Annotated in this window: 14 protein-coding genes and 1 other RNA gene; 8 read left to right on the forward strand and 7 right to left on the reverse strand. The window is 70.3% G+C overall.

Annotated features, from left to right (window positions below; translation table 11 throughout):
* Nucleotides 1–172 precede the first annotated feature (172 nt).
* Both ACO2RJ_RS19085 and ACO2RJ_RS19090 read right to left on the reverse strand, forming a co-directional pair.
* Entirely contained in the window at nucleotides 173–1,855 is a 1,683-nt protein-coding gene (locus ACO2RJ_RS19085) for an acyl-CoA dehydrogenase family protein (protein WP_423269756.1), read from the reverse strand.
* A 38-nt stretch (nucleotides 1,856–1,893) separates the two neighbouring features.
* Entirely contained in the window at nucleotides 1,894–2,856 is a 963-nt protein-coding gene (locus ACO2RJ_RS19090; protein ID WP_423269757.1) for a DMT family transporter, read from the reverse strand.
* Nucleotides 2,857–3,020: 164 nt separating this feature from the next.
* On the opposite strand from ACO2RJ_RS19090, the gene ACO2RJ_RS19095 reads away from it, so the two are divergent.
* Both ACO2RJ_RS19095 and ACO2RJ_RS19100 read left to right on the forward strand, forming a co-directional pair.
* The gene (locus tag ACO2RJ_RS19095; protein WP_423269758.1) at nucleotides 3,021–3,962 is read left to right on the forward strand and encodes a YihY/virulence factor BrkB family protein; all 942 of its coding nucleotides are present in this window, start codon (nucleotides 3,021–3,023) and stop codon (nucleotides 3,960–3,962) included.
* 78 nt (nucleotides 3,963–4,040) lie between these two features.
* Nucleotides 4,041–4,463, forward strand: a complete 423-nt coding sequence (locus tag ACO2RJ_RS19100; protein ID WP_423269759.1) for an OsmC family protein — start codon at nucleotides 4,041–4,043, stop codon at nucleotides 4,461–4,463.
* 95 nt (nucleotides 4,464–4,558) lie between these two features.
* Here the strand turns inward: ACO2RJ_RS19100 and ACO2RJ_RS19105 are convergent, their stop codons facing one another.
* The gene (locus tag ACO2RJ_RS19105) at nucleotides 4,559–5,305 is read right to left on the reverse strand and encodes a lytic transglycosylase domain-containing protein (RefSeq protein WP_423269760.1); all 747 of its coding nucleotides are present in this window, start codon (nucleotides 5,303–5,305) and stop codon (nucleotides 4,559–4,561) included.
* A gap of 79 nt (nucleotides 5,306–5,384) precedes the next feature.
* Nucleotides 5,385–5,996, reverse strand: coding sequence for a LemA family protein (locus ACO2RJ_RS19110; protein WP_423269761.1), 612 nt, complete (start codon nucleotides 5,994–5,996; stop codon nucleotides 5,385–5,387).
* Between the two features lie 577 nt (nucleotides 5,997–6,573).
* Here ACO2RJ_RS19110 and leuC point away from each other — a divergent pair.
* Both leuC and ACO2RJ_RS19120 read left to right on the forward strand, forming a co-directional pair.
* Nucleotides 6,574–7,989: a 3-isopropylmalate dehydratase large subunit gene (gene leuC / locus ACO2RJ_RS19115; RefSeq protein ID WP_423269762.1), complete on the forward strand. Its 1,416-nt coding sequence runs from the start codon at nucleotides 6,574–6,576 to the stop codon at nucleotides 7,987–7,989.
* Nucleotides 7,980–8,462, forward strand: a complete 483-nt coding sequence (locus ACO2RJ_RS19120; protein WP_423269763.1) for a GNAT family N-acetyltransferase — start codon at nucleotides 7,980–7,982, stop codon at nucleotides 8,460–8,462. Before leuC ends, ACO2RJ_RS19120 begins: the two co-directional genes overlap by 10 nt.
* Nucleotides 8,463–8,486: 24 nt before the next feature.
* Here the strand turns inward: ACO2RJ_RS19120 and ACO2RJ_RS19125 are convergent, their stop codons facing one another.
* Nucleotides 8,487–8,729: a hypothetical protein gene (locus tag ACO2RJ_RS19125; protein WP_423269764.1), complete on the reverse strand. Its 243-nt coding sequence runs from the start codon at nucleotides 8,727–8,729 to the stop codon at nucleotides 8,487–8,489.
* Nucleotides 8,730–8,865: 136 nt separating this feature from the next.
* Nucleotides 8,866–9,138, reverse strand: a complete 273-nt coding sequence (locus ACO2RJ_RS19130; protein WP_423269765.1) for a hypothetical protein — start codon at nucleotides 9,136–9,138, stop codon at nucleotides 8,866–8,868.
* A 56-nt stretch (nucleotides 9,139–9,194) separates the two neighbouring features.
* Between ACO2RJ_RS19130 and ACO2RJ_RS19135 the strand changes: the two genes are divergently transcribed.
* Both ACO2RJ_RS19135 and ACO2RJ_RS19140 read left to right on the forward strand, forming a co-directional pair.
* Nucleotides 9,195–9,383, forward strand: a complete 189-nt coding sequence (locus ACO2RJ_RS19135; protein WP_423269766.1) for a hypothetical protein — start codon at nucleotides 9,195–9,197, stop codon at nucleotides 9,381–9,383.
* 205 nt (nucleotides 9,384–9,588) lie between these two features.
* Nucleotides 9,589–11,070 (forward strand): amidase, encoded by a 1,482-nt coding sequence (locus tag ACO2RJ_RS19140; RefSeq protein ID WP_423269767.1) that lies wholly within the window; start codon nucleotides 9,589–9,591, stop codon nucleotides 11,068–11,070.
* Here ACO2RJ_RS19140 and nudC read toward each other — a convergent pair.
* Nucleotides 11,067–11,996 carry an NAD(+) diphosphatase gene (gene nudC, locus ACO2RJ_RS19145; RefSeq protein ID WP_423269768.1) on the reverse strand — a complete coding sequence of 310 codons (930 nt, stop codon included), beginning with the start codon at nucleotides 11,994–11,996 and terminating at the stop codon, nucleotides 11,067–11,069. The genes ACO2RJ_RS19140 and nudC overlap by 4 nt on opposite strands.
* 68 nt (nucleotides 11,997–12,064) lie before the next feature.
* Between nudC and ffs the strand changes: the two genes are divergently transcribed.
* An RNA gene (gene ffs / locus ACO2RJ_RS19150) (signal recognition particle sRNA small type) lies at nucleotides 12,065–12,162 on the forward strand.
* 110 nt (nucleotides 12,163–12,272) lie between these two features.
* Nucleotides 12,273–14,042: a DNA polymerase III subunit gamma/tau gene (locus ACO2RJ_RS19155; protein ID WP_423269769.1), complete on the forward strand. Its 1,770-nt coding sequence runs from the start codon at nucleotides 12,273–12,275 to the stop codon at nucleotides 14,040–14,042.
* Nucleotides 14,043–14,056: the final 14 nt, after the last annotated feature.

The raw sequence follows: 14,056 nt of genomic DNA on the forward strand, positions 1-14,056 counted from the left end.
CCGGCCTCGGCCCGGCGCCGACGGGAACCGTCGCGCCGCGGCCGACCAGCCTTCGTCCGGCTGGCCTTTGCAGGATCGCTTAGCGCGAGAGCGGCGGGAGCGCGTCACCCCTACGGGTGACGTCGCCGCGAAAGGTCAGGGCGCGCCGGACACGGCCCGCTAGCTGGCCGTCTTACGCGCCGGCTTCGAGCAGCCGGCGCGCGATGACATGCGCCTGGATCTCGGCGGCGCCCTCGAAGATGTTGAGGATGCGGCTGTCGCAGAGCACGCGGGAGATCGGGTACTCCAGCGCGAAGCCGTTGCCGCCGTGAATCTGCAGCGCGTTGTCGGCGGCAGCCCACGCGACGCGCGCGGCGAGCAGCTTGGCCATTCCGGCCTCGAGGTCGCAGCGCCGGTCCGAGTCCTTCTCGCGGGCCGCGAAATAGGTGATCTGCCGGGCGATCTGCACCTCGACGGCCATCAGCGCGATCTTGTCGGCGACGCGGGGGAAGTCGGCCAGCGGCTTCTTGAACTGGACGCGCTCCTCGGCGTAGCGCAGGCCGATGTCGAGCGCGGACTGCGCCACGCCGACCGCGCGCGCGGCGGTCTGGATGCGGGCGCTCTCGAAGGTCTTCATCAGCTGCTTGAAGCCCTCGCCCTCGACCCCGCCCAGCAGGTTCGACGTCGGGACCTCGAATCCGTCGAAGGAGATCTCGTACTCCTTCATGCCGCGATAGCCGAGAACCTCGATCTCGCCGCCGGACATGCCCTCGGCCGGGAACGGATCTTCGTCGGTTCCTCGGGGCTTTTCCGCGAGCAGCATCGAGAGGCCGCGGTGGCCGGGCTCGTTCGGGTCGGTGCGGACCAGCAACGTCATCAGGTCGGCGCGGACGGGATGCGTGATCCACGTCTTGGCGCCGCTGACCTTGTAGGCGTCGCCGTCGCGCACGGCGCGGGTCTTCAGGCTCGCGAGGTCGGAGCCGGTGTTCGGCTCGGTGAACACGGCGGTCGGCAGGATCGAGCCGTCGGCGAGCTTCGGCAGGAAATGCGCCTTCTGCTCGTCGGTCCCCCCGCCGAGGATCAATTCGGCCGCGATCTCCGAGCGGGTGCCGAGCGAGCCGACGCCGATATAGGCGCGGCTGAGCTCCTCGGAGACGACGCACATCGCTTCCTTGCCGAGGCCGAGGCCGCCGAACTCCTCCGGAATGGTCAGGCCGAAGACGCCGAGCTCCGACATCTTCTGAATGGTCTCGAGCGGGATGTAGCTGTTCGCGAGGTGCCAGGCATGGGCGTAAGGGGCGACCTCGGCCTCCGCGAAACGGCGCATCTCGTCGCGGAACAGGCCGTGCGTCTCGTCGAGGCCCGCGTCGCCGAACCCCTGCCGGCCGTCGGCCTGGCGGATGAGGGCCATGAGCTCCGCGCGCGCTTCCGCCGTGCCCCCGTCGGCGATCAGCTCCGCGCCGACCTCGCCGATCAGCTCGGCCGGCCGGCCGGGCGCCAGTCCAAGATCGGCGGCGCGGACGATCTCGCCCTGATTCATCGGGATGCCGCCGACGATCTGCGCGAGATATTCGGCCGCCCCCACGCGCAGGATCGACTCCTCGATCGCGCCGTAGCGGTCCTCCTTGGCGAGGCGTTCGCTCCAATGGTGCAGCTCGCGCAGCGCCATCCGGTAGGTCGCGAGCCAGGCGAGGCCGTGGCCGGCGCGCTGCTCCCGGTCAAGCGCCGCGGCGTCGATCTTGCCGTCCTTGACGACCTTGGTCCGGACGGCGGCGACAGCTTCCCCGAGAAGCGCGTCGAGCGCGGGCAGGACAGCTTCGAGGCGGGCCGCCGGCGACTCCTGCGAGGCGGCGGCGACGGGCTGGGCGGCGGTCATAAAGTGCTCCGGAGCAAGGCGGCCGGCGAACGAGCCGATCAGGCCGGCCGGCGCAACGTGTCGTCGTCATCTTTGTCGTCCGACGGCTCTGCCGCAATGCACCCTTCGGCGGAAGCCGGCCGGCCGGCGGGGGACGACCCAGCCGCCAGCACGACGCCGACCGCTGCAAGCGCCATGCCGGCGAGTTGCAGTCCGTTCAGCGTTTCGCCGAAAATCAGGTAGGCCTGCACGGCGGCGGTCGGCGGCACGAGATAGATCAGCGCCGCGACGCGGGAGAGCTCGCCGCGCTTGATCATGACGAGCATCAGCATGATCGCCGCCATCGACAGCACGACGACGGACCAGGCGAGCGCCAGAAGGTTGGCCGCGACGAAGTCGAACCTGAGATCCTCCATGAGAAAGGCGGCCGGCGCGGTCACCGCCAGCGCGCCGAGATATTGGACAGGGGCGAGCGTCCGGAGGTCCGCGTCCTTCAGCGCGCGCTTCTGATGCAGCGTCGCCGCCGTCACCGCGGCCATCGCGGCGACGTTGACGGCGATCGGGAGCCACAGTCCGCCCATGTCGGTCGAAGGGCCGCCGAGCTTCGGCGCGACGACCGCGGCGACGCCCGCGAAGCCGAGCGCGACGCCCGCCCAGCGCTTGCCGTCGAGCCGTTCGCCGACCAGGGGGCCGGCGGCCAGCGCCGTGAACAGGGGCTGCAGCGCGGCGATGAGGGCGGAGACGCCGGCCGGCACGCCATGGGCGATCGCCCACCACACGCCGCCGAGATAGACCGCATGCAGCATGACCCCGCTGATCAGGGCCGCGCCCCAGGCCGCTCGGCCGCGCGGCCACACGCCGCCGAGCGCGGCCGCCAGCGGCGCGAGCAACAAGATCGCGCAGGCGTAGCGCGCCGACAGGAAGGTCAGGGGATCGGCGTGGGGCACGGCGAGCTTGGCGACGATCCAGCCGGTCGACCAGATCAGCACGAAGACCGTCGGCAGCAGCAGGCGCGCGAGCATGGCGACGCTTCCGACAGGGGGACGCGGCCTCTACTCATCCTTGCAGCCGCGGCAGGCAAGCGCCAATCGGTGATCGCTTCGATAAAGGATCGCGATGACGGCGCCGATAATTCGCGCCCCCGGCGGACTCCACCCGCGCCGCGCCCGCGCTACATTTTCGCCACATGTACGCACGACCGCGAGACGCGATCCGTAGCTTCGCGCCTGTCACCTGGGACGCCCTGCGGCGATTCGAACAGCATTCCGGCTGGGCGATCGCGGCCCATATCGCGATGTCGGCGCTTCTCGCGATCTTCCCGTTCCTGATCTTCGTCACGGCTCTGGCCGCCTTTCTCGGGGCGGGCGAGGTCGCGGGGTCGATCGTGCATCTGATCTTCGACACCTGGCCGCCGACGGTCGCCGCTCCGCTCGCGGGCGAAGTCGACAAGGTGCTCAACACGCCGCGCGGCGGGGTGCTGACGGTGGGCGTGCTCCTGACGCTCTGGGTCTCGTCCTCGGCGGTCGAGTCGCTCCGCATCGCGCTCGGCCGCGCCTATGATTCGCCCACGTCGAAGCCGATCTGGCTGTCGCGGCTGCAGAGCATGTGGTTCGTGGCGCTCGGCGCATTAGGACTGGTCGTCGTCGCCGTGTTCATCGTGCTCTGGCCGATCCTGTGGTCCTTCGCGCTTGGCTACCTGCCCTGGCTCGCGACCTTCGAACTGCTGAGCGACGTGCTTCGCTACGCGCTGACGGTCGTCGTCCTCGCAAGCGCGATCATCGCCGCTCATCTCTGGTTGCCCGGGGGACGGCGGAGGATCCGCGACGTGCTGCCCGGCGTCGCTTTGACGATCTTTCTGTGGCTGCTCGGCGCGACGCTGTTTTCGGTCTATCTCGCTCACTTCGCCAATTACGCCTCGACCTATGCGGGACTTGCGGGCGTCATGACCGCCATCGTCTTCCTGAACGCCAGCGCCGCGCTCTTCATCCTGGGGGCCGAGCTCAACGCGGCGATCGTCTCCCGCCGGCGGATCCGCGCCGCCCAGGCCGGATCCCGCGCTCCGCCGCTTGCGGACGCGCAAGGACGGCCCGCGAAGACGCCCTCGTTGAGCACGCCGCGACCGGCCTGACGCCGTCGCGGCGCGCCCTATGTTGCGCGCACCCGCCGCGCTCCGCAGGCGGATCATCGCAACGAAAGCGAGAACGCCATGAAGCGCACCGGTAGCGCCGTCTGGAACGGCAGCGTCAAAGAAGGCTCGGGCACGATCACGACCGAGAGCGGCGCGCTGTCGTCGCTGCCCTATTCGTTCAAGAAGCGGTTTGGGGATGAGAAGGGCACCAATCCCGAGGAGTTGATCGGGGCGGCTCACGCCTCCTGCTTCTCCATGGCCCTATCCCTGATTCTGGGCGAGGCGGGATTCACGCCCGACGAGATCAAGGCGTCCTCCGCAGTGACCATCGAGCAGCAGGGCGGCGGCTTCACGATCAGCACGATCGACCTGTCGGTGACGGCCACGGTGCCGGGCATCGAGGACGCGCAGTTCCAGGAGATCGCGGCGAAGGCCAAGGAAGGCTGTCCGGTCTCGAAGGTCCTGAACGCGAAGATCAATTTCGAGGCGACTCTCGCCTGACGGCCGGGCTCACAGTCTCGCCGTCATCCCCTGGGCATTCGCCCCCGGGATGACGGCGGCAGGAGACCGGCCGGACGCCAAGACGAGAGCGCCGGCTATCCCCGGCGCGCGATCCGCAGCTTGAGCCGCCGTTCGATCCGCGCCTCGAGCGCTTTGATCCTCGCCTCGTGCGCGGCCCAGAAGCGGGCGTTGTCCTGTGCGGTGTGCCGGCCCGGCCGCCAACCGAGATAGGCGCGCCCCTTCCGAGGCTTGCCGGCCGGCCTCGGGCCGAACACGTCGACGGCGACAATCGCCGGCGCCGCCCCGTCCGCGAGCGGCGAGCCGAGCCCGGCGAGATAGACCTTCGCGCGCCGGCAGTATTCGACCGACAGCGGCGACATCAGCTCCGCGCCGTGGCCGGCGCGGTATTTCATCAGCGCGCGACAGAGGTCGCCCTTGGCGAGCTTCCACGCCTGGGCGAGGTAGCGCACCGCGAAGCGCGCGTTGGTCTCGGGATCGAACAAGGCGAGCGCGCCGCCGTCATGCCCGAGCATCTCGGCGGTCGACGGACGGATCTGCATCAGCCCGATCTCGCCGACGCCGCCCACCGCGTCAGGCGACGTGCCGCTTTCGATCTCGGCGACGGTCTCCGCCACCTCGGGCGGCAGGCCGCGCGCCGCCGCCTCGCGGCGCACGATCCTCACATAGGTCGCGCGCTTCGTCGGATCGTCGGGCGTCTTCAGCGTGGCGACCTGAGCCGACAGCGCGGCCGGCCCCGGCGCGGCGTCCTGCGCGGAGGCGGGCGCGAGCACGGCCAGAACGGCCGCAGCGGCGAGCGCGCATGTCAGACGCCGTCCCGCCATGTCGATCGAGCCCCGCTATTCTTCCCTCGTCAGCCCTAAGGCAAAAACCTAACCAACCCCTGAGTCGCGCGGCCGTCGCCTAGAAGGTCACCTTCGGCGTCGCCTGGTTCTCCTGCGCCGTCTCGAACGTCGCCATCGGCTTGGCCTCCGGGTAGAGCCAGCCCGCGATCCATTTGCCCGGGATGGTGCGCAGCTCGGTGTTGTAGGCCTGCACCGCCGCGATGTAGTCGCGCCGCGCGACGGCGATGCGGTTCTCGGTGCCTTCGAGCTGCGACTGCAGCGCCAGGAAGTTCTGGTTCGACTTCAGATCGGGATAGTTCTCGGTCACCGCCAGCAGGCGGCCGAGCGCGCCGGAGAGCTGCTGCTGCGCCTCCTGGAAGCGCTTGACCGCCTCGGGGTCGCTGAGCTGGCTGGCGTCAATCGTGACCTTGGTGGCGTTGGCGCGCGCCTCGACGACCCGGGTCAGAACCTCCTGCTCCTGCCGCGCGAAGCCTTTCACGGTCTCGACCAGGTTCGGGATCAGGTCGGCGCGGCGCTGGTACTGGTTCTGCACCTCGCTCCAGCGCGCCTTGGCCTGCTCCTCCAACGTGGGAACATTGTTGACCCCGCAGCCGGCGAGGCCGAGCGCGAGACCGGCGAGCACGAAGAGCGCCGCGACGCGGCTCGGACGGGCGGACAGTACGGCGGCCATGGCTTCATCCCCTTCGGCGCCGGCAGCGGCGTCCGGCGGTCAACGTCGAAAACCGCGCGGAATTGTCAAGCGCGGCGCGTCAGAACCCGCCGGCGCCCGTGAACCCGCGATGAACGATCCGCTGGGGCTCCGTTCAGCCGCGCCGCCGCAAGATGCGCAGGCTTCGAGGCGATCCCCCCGCTTTGAACGGCGCCGTGCAGGATATCCGCCCCTCTCCACGCACGGACGTTTCGAAGCCTCGCCCGGCCGCTGGGGAGCGGCCGGGCGTTCTTGCGTCCGGGCCATCCGGCGTCCAGGGCTGCTGCGCCCTGCGGCGGCGCGGGTCTGGCCTGCATGCGGCGATTTGCAACTCTTCCAGCCTGGCGCCTATATGACCCCCATGAGCAGACGCGGACGAGACGGAGCGGCGCGGACCACGGAGACCTTCGCGGGTCTCAGTGATCACGCGCGACTGCCGTCGCGTTTCCACGCGCGGCTGGCGGCGACGGCGAGCCGACTCGCGGGCTGACGTAAAGCGCGTCGTCCAAGCGCGTTCGTCACCCGTTCCCACGCTCAGATCGACCCTTCAAGGCGCACCATGACCGCCCCCGACGCACCCAAGACCCTGTACGACAAGATCTTCGACGACCATGTCGTCGACCGGCAGCCCGACGGCTCCGTGCTGCTCTACATCGACCGCCATCTCGTCCATGAGGTGACGAGCCCGCAGGCCTTCGAGGGCCTGCGCATGACCGGCCGCACGGTCCGCGCGCCGCAGAAGACGCTCGCCGTCGTCGACCACAACGTGCCGACCTCGAACCGCAAGCTGCCGAACCCCGACCCCGAGAGCGCCGCCCAGATCGCCGCGCTCGCCGAGAACACGCGCGAGTTCGGCATCCAGTATTATGACGCCTTCGACAAGCGGCAGGGCATCGTCCACATCATCGGGCCCGAGCAGGGCTTCACTTTGCCCGGCACGACGATCGTCTGCGGCGACAGCCACACTTCGACCCACGGCGCGTTCGGCGCGCTGGCGCACGGCATCGGCACGTCCGAGGTCGAGCATGTGCTGGCCACCCAGACCCTGATCCAGCAGCGCGCGAAGAACATGCGGATCACGGTCGACGGGACGCTGCCCGAAGGCGTCGGCGCCAAGGACGTCATCCTCGCGATCATCGGCGAAATCGGCACCGCCGGCGGCACCGGCCACGTCATCGAATACGCCGGCGAGGTGATGCGGTCGCTGTCGATGGAAGGCCGGATGACGGTCTGCAACATGTCGATCGAGGGCGGCGCCCGCGCCGGCATGATCGCCCCGGACCAGAAGGCCTACGACTTCCTGGAAGGCCGCCCCATGGCGCCGAAGGGCGCCGCCTGGGACGCCGGGCGACGCTACTGGGACACGCTGTTTTCGGACGAAGGCGCGCATTTCGACCGCGAGATCCGCCTCGACGGCGGGGCGCTGCCGCCCATCGTCTCCTGGGGCACCAGCCCGCAGGACGTGGTGTCGGTCACCGGCGTGGTGCCCGATCCGGACGCCGCGGCGGACGAGGGCAAGCGCGTCGCGATCAAGCGCGCCCTCAACTACATGGGGCTGACGGCCGGCACCAAGATCACCGACATCGCGCTCGACCGGGTGTTCATCGGCTCCTGCACCAACGGCCGGATCGAGGATCTGCGGGCCGCGGCCAAGGTCGTCGAGGGCAAGACCGTGAACGGCAATGTCAGCGCCATGGTCGTGCCGGGCTCCGGGCTCGTGAAGGAGCAGGCGGAAGCCGAAGGTCTCGACCGGATCTTCAAGGCCGCGGGATTCGACTGGCGCGAGCCGGGTTGCTCGATGTGCCTGGCGATGAACCCGGACAAGCTCGCGCCGGAAGAGCGTTGCGCCTCGACCTCGAACCGCAATTTCGAGGGCCGGCAGGGCTTCCGCGGCCGCACGCATCTGGTCTCGCCGATCATGGCGGCGGCGGCGGCGATCGCGGGCAAGTTCGTCGACGTGCGGGAGTGGCGCTGAGCCTCGAGGGGCGGGACGACCTCATCGTCCTTCCCCGCCTCGGGCCGGGCGACGCGGAGCGTCTCGCGCCGCTGCTCGCGGCTTACGCCGCGGCTCTGCTGCGTCGCGACGTCGCTCCGCCGGACGTGGCCTATGCGGCGACGCTGCTGAACGAGCCCGTCGTAGAGATCGCCGGCGCCGAGCTCGACGGCCGGCTCGTCGGCTTCGCGCTGTATTACGACCTGCCGGAAGCGATATCGGGCAAGCGCGCCGGTCAGCTCGACGACCTCTATGTCGAACCGGCGGCGCGCGGGCGCGGCGTCGCGCGGGCGCTGATCGCGCAGCTCGTCGCCCATGGCTCGACGCGCGGCTGGATGCATTTGAGGTGGATGGTTCCGGAAGGCAGCCCGGCCGCGGCGCTTTACGACCGGATCGCCGAGCGCGCGCCATGGCGGAACTACGTCGTGCCGATCGACCGCTCCGTCAGCTGGTAGCGGTCTCAGGCGGCCTTATTTCGTTTAACGCGGACGGGGAAGACGTTCGGCGTAGACGCTCCGCGATCTGATCTCGGTCTGGCGATAGACAGGGACCACGCGGATATAGGTCGGCTCCTCGTCGAGCTCCGGAGGCGGCCCGACGCGCCACACCGTGCCTCCGACGACATAGCCGTGGCCGCGATGACCATAGGAGGCCGGCATGTCGGCGGCGACCGCCGGCGACGCCGCCAGCGCGACCATGGCGCCCACGAGCAGACCCTTCATCACACGCTCCTCACGTCGCGGCGGCCCGCGCTTCGTTTGCGACAATAGAGGCGGCCGGGCGGCCGTTCCAGCACAAGAGAAAGGGCCGCGGACTTTCCGGCCCGGCGCCCTGTTCCGAATCGACGTGAGGCGCCGATCAGCGGCCGATATAGATGCCCGGCCTCGCGTCGCGACGATCGACATGGCGGTCATCGCCGTGGCGCCGGGCGCCGCGGTTGCCGTCGCAGCGGCGTTCACGCGTGATCGTCGTCCTGCCGTTCTTCACGACGCGCTTCTCGATGGTGCGGCAGTCGCGGCTGTCGCTGTGGCCAAACTGCGGGCCCTGGATCGTAACCTGGGCGCTCGCCGGCGACGCGACCGCCGCGCCGAGAGCCATGGCGAGAGCCGCGGGAATCATGAGGGTCTTCATAAAAGATGGTCCTTTTGTCCGTGACACCGGAATCATGCTGAGAAGAAACTGCTTCAGTGAGCGAGCCGATGTCCGGACGCGAAGATGCGTCCGACGTCGTCAACGAACTAAAGCCGCCAGATGAAAGTCGCTCGAAAGAGCGCTTCGCTATTTCAGACCCACTCAAAGAAATACGTCTGTCGAATTTGCCCACTGAAGACTTGTCTGAAAAGGAAACGGCACATGCGAAACATCGTTCCACCTGAGTCAGCCAGTCTAATGCTGAGAACAGCTGAAATCGCAGACAGGTTCGACTAACTTGGAAAATTTCGTATATTCGTCAATAAGATAAGACGCCGTCGCGCCCCTCGCGCTGTGCGAGACAATCGCGCTAAAACGCTGCGACAGCGTTGGCCCTCAGTCCGGACGGCGGATCGCCGTCGTCGGGCGACCCCTCTAGCAAGGCGGCCCATGACGACATCACGCCCCGCTTTCGACGCTCAGGGGCGGCTGCTCGCGCCGCCACAGATCGATCCCCCGGACCTCTGTCGGATGTCTTGCGCGGCGCTGCGCGCGAGCCTGGCCAGAGGGGACGCGTCGGCGGTCGAGGTCGTCTCCGCCTTTCTCGATCAGATCGACGCGATGAACGGCGTTCACAACGCGATCGTTTCGCTGCGCCCGCGCGACGCGCTGCTCTCCGAGGCGGCGGAGACCGACGCGTCGCGCGCTCGCGGAGAAGCCATGGGGGCGCTCGCCGGCCTGCCGGTCGCCTTCAAGGACCTCCAGCTCACCCGGGGATTGCGGACGACCTTCGGCTCTCCGGTTCATGCCGATTTCACGCCGACCGAGGACAGCCTGCTCGTCGCGCGCGTGAAAGCGGCGGGCGCGGTCGTGATCGGCAAGACCAACACGCCGGAATTCGGCCTCGGCTCGCACACCTACAATCCGGTGTTCGGTCGGACCCGCAACGCCTTCGACCCCGCTTTGAGCGCCGGCGGTTCGAGCGGCGGCGCCGCGGCGGCGCTCGCCTTGCGGATGCTGCCGATCGCCGACGGGTCGGATTTCGGCGGCTCGCTGCGGAATCCGGCAGCGTTCAACAACGTGTTCGGCTTTCGTCCCTCGCTCGGCCGCGTGCCGCATCTGCCCTCGAATGACGGCTTTTTCGCGCAGATCTCGACCGACGGCCCGCTGGCGCGCTCGGTCGGCGATCTCGCGCTGATGCTCTCGGTGATCGCGGGCCACGACGTCCGCGCGCCTCTGGCGCTGGACGATCCGGGCTACCGCTTCGAGGACCGGCTCGACGGATCGGAGGCCGAGACGCCGCGCGTCGCCTGGCTGGGCGATCTCGGCGGCCATCTGCCGATGGAGCCGGGCGTGCTCGCGCTCTGCGAGGCGGCGCTCGCCGCGGTCGAGCCCGCCGGCTGGCGCGTGGAGCCGCTGACGCCCGCCTACGACTTCGAGGGGCTGTGGCGCGCCTTCGTCGTGCTCCGCCAATTCGCCCTCATCGGCGGGCAGGGCGCGCTGCGACGCGACGCTGCCGCCTACGCCATGGTCAAGCCCGAGATGCGCTGGGAGCTCGAGGCGGCCTACGCGCTCGACGCCGAGGCCGTGTCGGCGGCCGCGGCGGCGCGTTCGGCCTGGCGCGACGTCGCGCTCGACCTGCTGCGGACTTACGACATTCTCGCGCTCCCCACGGCCCAGCTGTTTCCGTTCCCGGTCGAGTGGGACTGGCCAAAGGAGATCGCGGGCCGCCCGATGGACAGTTACCACCGCTGGTTCGAGGTCGCGGCGCCCGGTTCGCTCACGGGCTTTCCCGTGGTCAACGTGCCGGCGGGCTTCGCCGCGGACGGAAGGCCGATGGGGATGCAGCTGATCGGACGCCCGCGCGGCGATCTGGAGCTGCTCCGCATTGCCGCAGCCTATGAGGCCGTCGCTCCCCGCGCCGGGCGCTAGCCCTGCGCGAACCGCCGCAGCAGGTGGTGGGCGATGGCGGCAGGCGGCGGGGCGAACAGTCCGTCCGGGTGATCGCGCGCCAGCATCGCGACGGCCTCCGCCCGGGAGAACCAGCGCGCATCCTCGAGCTCCGAAAGATCCGGCGTCACCTCCTCGCTCAGGGCCTCGCAGCGGAGGCCGAGCATCAGCTGGGACGGGAACGGCCAGGGCTGCGAGAGCTCATAGGTCACCGCGCCGATCGTCACCGCGGCTTCCTCCGCGATTTCGCGGCGGGCGGCCTCTTCGATCGTCTCGCCCGGCTCGACGAAGCCTGCGAGGCAGGACCACATGCCCGGCGGAAACCGCGCCTGGCGGCCGAGCAGGCAGCGATCGCCGCGGGTGACGAGCATGATGACGACCGGGTCGACGCGCGGGAAATGCAGGGCGCCGCAGGCCGGGCAGGCGCGCCGCCAGCCGCTCGGCGACGGTTCGGTCTCCGCCCCGCAATTGGCGCAGAACCGGTGCCTTGCGTGCCAGGCGACGATGCTCTTGGCGTAGCCCGCGAGCGCCAGCGGCTCCCCGGCGAGCCGCCCGTCGGTCGCGAGCGCCCGCAGATCGTCGAAGACGAGCCCGTCGTCACGCGCGACGGCGGTCTCCGCGCCCGGGTCGAGGCGCGCGGCGAAGCGGGGCGCGCCCCCGTCGAGACCGAGCAGGGCGACGCGGTCATACGGGCCGAGCGCCGCGATTTCATCCTCGGCGAACAGCAGGTCGAGCGCGCCCCCGGCGGCCTTCAGCACGGGCCTGTCGCCGAGAAACACGACCGTGCGCGCGGCGTCCGTCGGGTGCGCGGCCGTGTCGGCCGCCGCCTCGTCGCGGCGTTCGCCGGCGCGGTCCAGGGACAGACCGGCATAGCCGAGCGGAGGATGGCGAAGAGCGTCGTCGGGCATGTGCGTTCCGCTGTTCGGGAGATCCGTGAGTCTTGCGCGAGCCGGGGTCCGCGGGCCATATAGCGTCCGGGAGGTTGGCGATGGGCGTGTTCCTCGCCAACCGGGTCAGGTCCGAAAGGAAGCAGCCCCAACGAGACCGATACGGGTCGTCGTCCGACCTCCCACCTTCTCTTCGATCTCCTGCTGTGAGGCGCGACCGATGACGGCAGGCCGCCGGCCGACGCAGCCTTGGCCGACGCGGCCTTGGCCGGGGGACGCCCGGCCCGGGGACGACGCATGACGGCGACCCCCTACCGCGTTCTCGCCCGAAAATACCGCCCGCAGCGCTTCGAGGACCTGATCGGCCAGGAGCCGATGGTCCGCACCCTGCGCAACGCCTTTTCCTCCGGGCGCGTCGCGCAGGCGTGGATCCTGACGGGCGTGCGCGGCGTCGGCAAGACCACCACGGCGCGCATCCTGGCGCGCGCCTTGAACTACGAGCGCGCCGACGGCTCCGGCGCGCCGACCGTCGATCTCGCGGAGCCCGGCGTGCATTGCGACGCGATCATGGAGTCGCGGCATGTCGACGTGATCGAGATGGACGCCGCCTCCCACACCGGCGTGGGCGACGTCCGCCAGATCCTGGAGACCGTGCACTACGCGCCGGTGATGGCGCGCTACAAGGTCTTCATCATCGACGAAGTCCACATGCTGTCGACGAGCGCCTTCAATGCGTTCCTGAAGACGCTGGAGGAGCCGCCGCCGCATGTGAAGTTCGTGTTCGCGACCACGGAGCTGCGCAAGGTGCCGGTGACGGTGCTGTCGCGCTGCCAAAGTTTTTCGCTCCGCCGGGTCGCCGCCGAGGAGATGACCGCCCATCTCGGCGGCATCGCGCGCAAGGAGCAGGTCGCGATCGAGGACGAGGCCCTCGCGGTCATTGCGCGGGCGTCGGAAGGCTCGGTGCGCGACGCCCTGTCGCTGCTGGATCAGGCGATCGCCCACGGCGAGGGCGACGTCCGGGCCGAGGCGGTCCGCTCGATGCTCGGCCTCGCGGACCGGGGCGGCGTGCTCGACCTGTTCGACGCCGTCATGCGCGGCGACGCCGCGGCGGCGCTGAAGGGATTTCGCGAGCAGCACAATTCCGGCGCGGACCCCGTCGCCGTGCTCGCCGACCTCGCCGAGACGGTCCATCTCGTCACCCGCATCAAGCTCGCGCCGAAGGCCGCGGACGATCCCGCGCTCTCGGAGAGCGAGCGGATTCGCGGCAAGGTCTTCGCCGAAACGCTGTCGATGAGGGCGCTGTCGCGCGCCTGGCAGCTGCTGCTCAAGGGCGTCACGGAGACGCAGGGCGCGCCCAAGCCGGCGCAGGCCGCGGACATGGTGCTGGTGCGCCTCGCCTACGCCGCGGACCTGCCGACGCCTGACGAAGCCCTGCGGATGCTCGACCGTCAGGAGCCGGCCGGACCTGCGCCCGCCGGGCCTGCGCCCTCCGGCCCCTCCGGCGGATCGCGCGGCCCCGAGCCGATGGCGCCGACGCGGGCGAGCCCGGCGCTGGCGGCGGCGCGCGATCTCGCCCGCTCGCCGGAGCCGGCCCAGGCGCCCGCCATCGCCGCGGACGCCGCCCCCCATCTCAGGCTGCAGCGCTTCGAGGACCTTGTCGCGCTCGCCGCCCGCGAGCGCGACATCCTGCTGCAGAACGCGCTGACGCGGCACGTCCGCGTGGTGCGCTTCGAGGATGGCCGGCTGGAGTTCCAGCCGACCGAGGAGGCGAGCCCCGACCTCGCCGGGCAGATCGCGAAGAAGGCGCAGGAGTGGACCGGCCAGCGCTGGATGGTCTCGGTCGCGGCCTCGGACGGCGCGCCGACGCTCCAGGAGACCGCCGACGCGGAGGCCGCCGCGCGGCTCGCCGGCGTGCAGGCGCATCCCCATGTCCGGGCGATCCTCGACCGGCATCCGGGCGCGGTGATCACCGACGTGCGCTCGCGCGCGTCCGGAACCGCCGAGCCCGAACTTGACGCCGCCGCAGCCGACGCCCTACCTCCGGCCGAAGACGACGACGATCTCTGACCTCCGAAGGACCT

This window comes from Hansschlegelia sp. KR7-227 (assembly GCF_049446035.1).
Classification (GTDB): Bacteria; Pseudomonadota; Alphaproteobacteria; order Rhizobiales; family Methylopilaceae; genus Methylopila.

Bases quoted from the DNA above. Each gene is read 5' to 3' on its own strand.
- leuC (WP_423269762.1), top strand. From the start codon at position 6,574: ATGACCGCCCCCGACGCACCCAAGACCCTGTACGACAAGATCTTCGAC.
- ACO2RJ_RS19140 (WP_423269767.1), top strand. From the start codon at position 9,589: ATGACGACATCACGCCCCGCTTTCGACGCTCAGGGGCGGCTGCTCGCG.
- ACO2RJ_RS19155 (WP_423269769.1), top strand. From the start codon at position 12,273: ATGACGGCGACCCCCTACCGCGTTCTCGCCCGAAAATACCGCCCGCAG.
- ACO2RJ_RS19100 (WP_423269759.1), top strand. From the start codon at position 4,041: ATGAAGCGCACCGGTAGCGCCGTCTGGAACGGCAGCGTCAAAGAAGGC.
- ACO2RJ_RS19110 (WP_423269761.1), bottom strand. From the start codon at position 5,996: ATGGCCGCCGTACTGTCCGCCCGTCCGAGCCGCGTCGCGGCGCTCTTC.
- ACO2RJ_RS19130 (WP_423269765.1), bottom strand. From the start codon at position 9,138: ATGAAGACCCTCATGATTCCCGCGGCTCTCGCCATGGCTCTCGGCGCG.
- ACO2RJ_RS19085 (WP_423269756.1), bottom strand. From the start codon at position 1,855: ATGACCGCCGCCCAGCCCGTCGCCGCCGCCTCGCAGGAGTCGCCGGCG.
- ACO2RJ_RS19105 (WP_423269760.1), bottom strand. From the start codon at position 5,305: ATGGCGGGACGGCGTCTGACATGCGCGCTCGCCGCTGCGGCCGTTCTG.
- ACO2RJ_RS19125 (WP_423269764.1), bottom strand. From the start codon at position 8,729: ATGAAGGGTCTGCTCGTGGGCGCCATGGTCGCGCTGGCGGCGTCGCCG.
- ACO2RJ_RS19090 (WP_423269757.1), bottom strand. From the start codon at position 2,856: ATGCTCGCGCGCCTGCTGCTGCCGACGGTCTTCGTGCTGATCTGGTCG.
- nudC (WP_423269768.1), bottom strand. From the start codon at position 11,996: ATGCCCGACGACGCTCTTCGCCATCCTCCGCTCGGCTATGCCGGTCTG.
- ACO2RJ_RS19095 (WP_423269758.1), top strand. From the start codon at position 3,021: ATGTACGCACGACCGCGAGACGCGATCCGTAGCTTCGCGCCTGTCACC.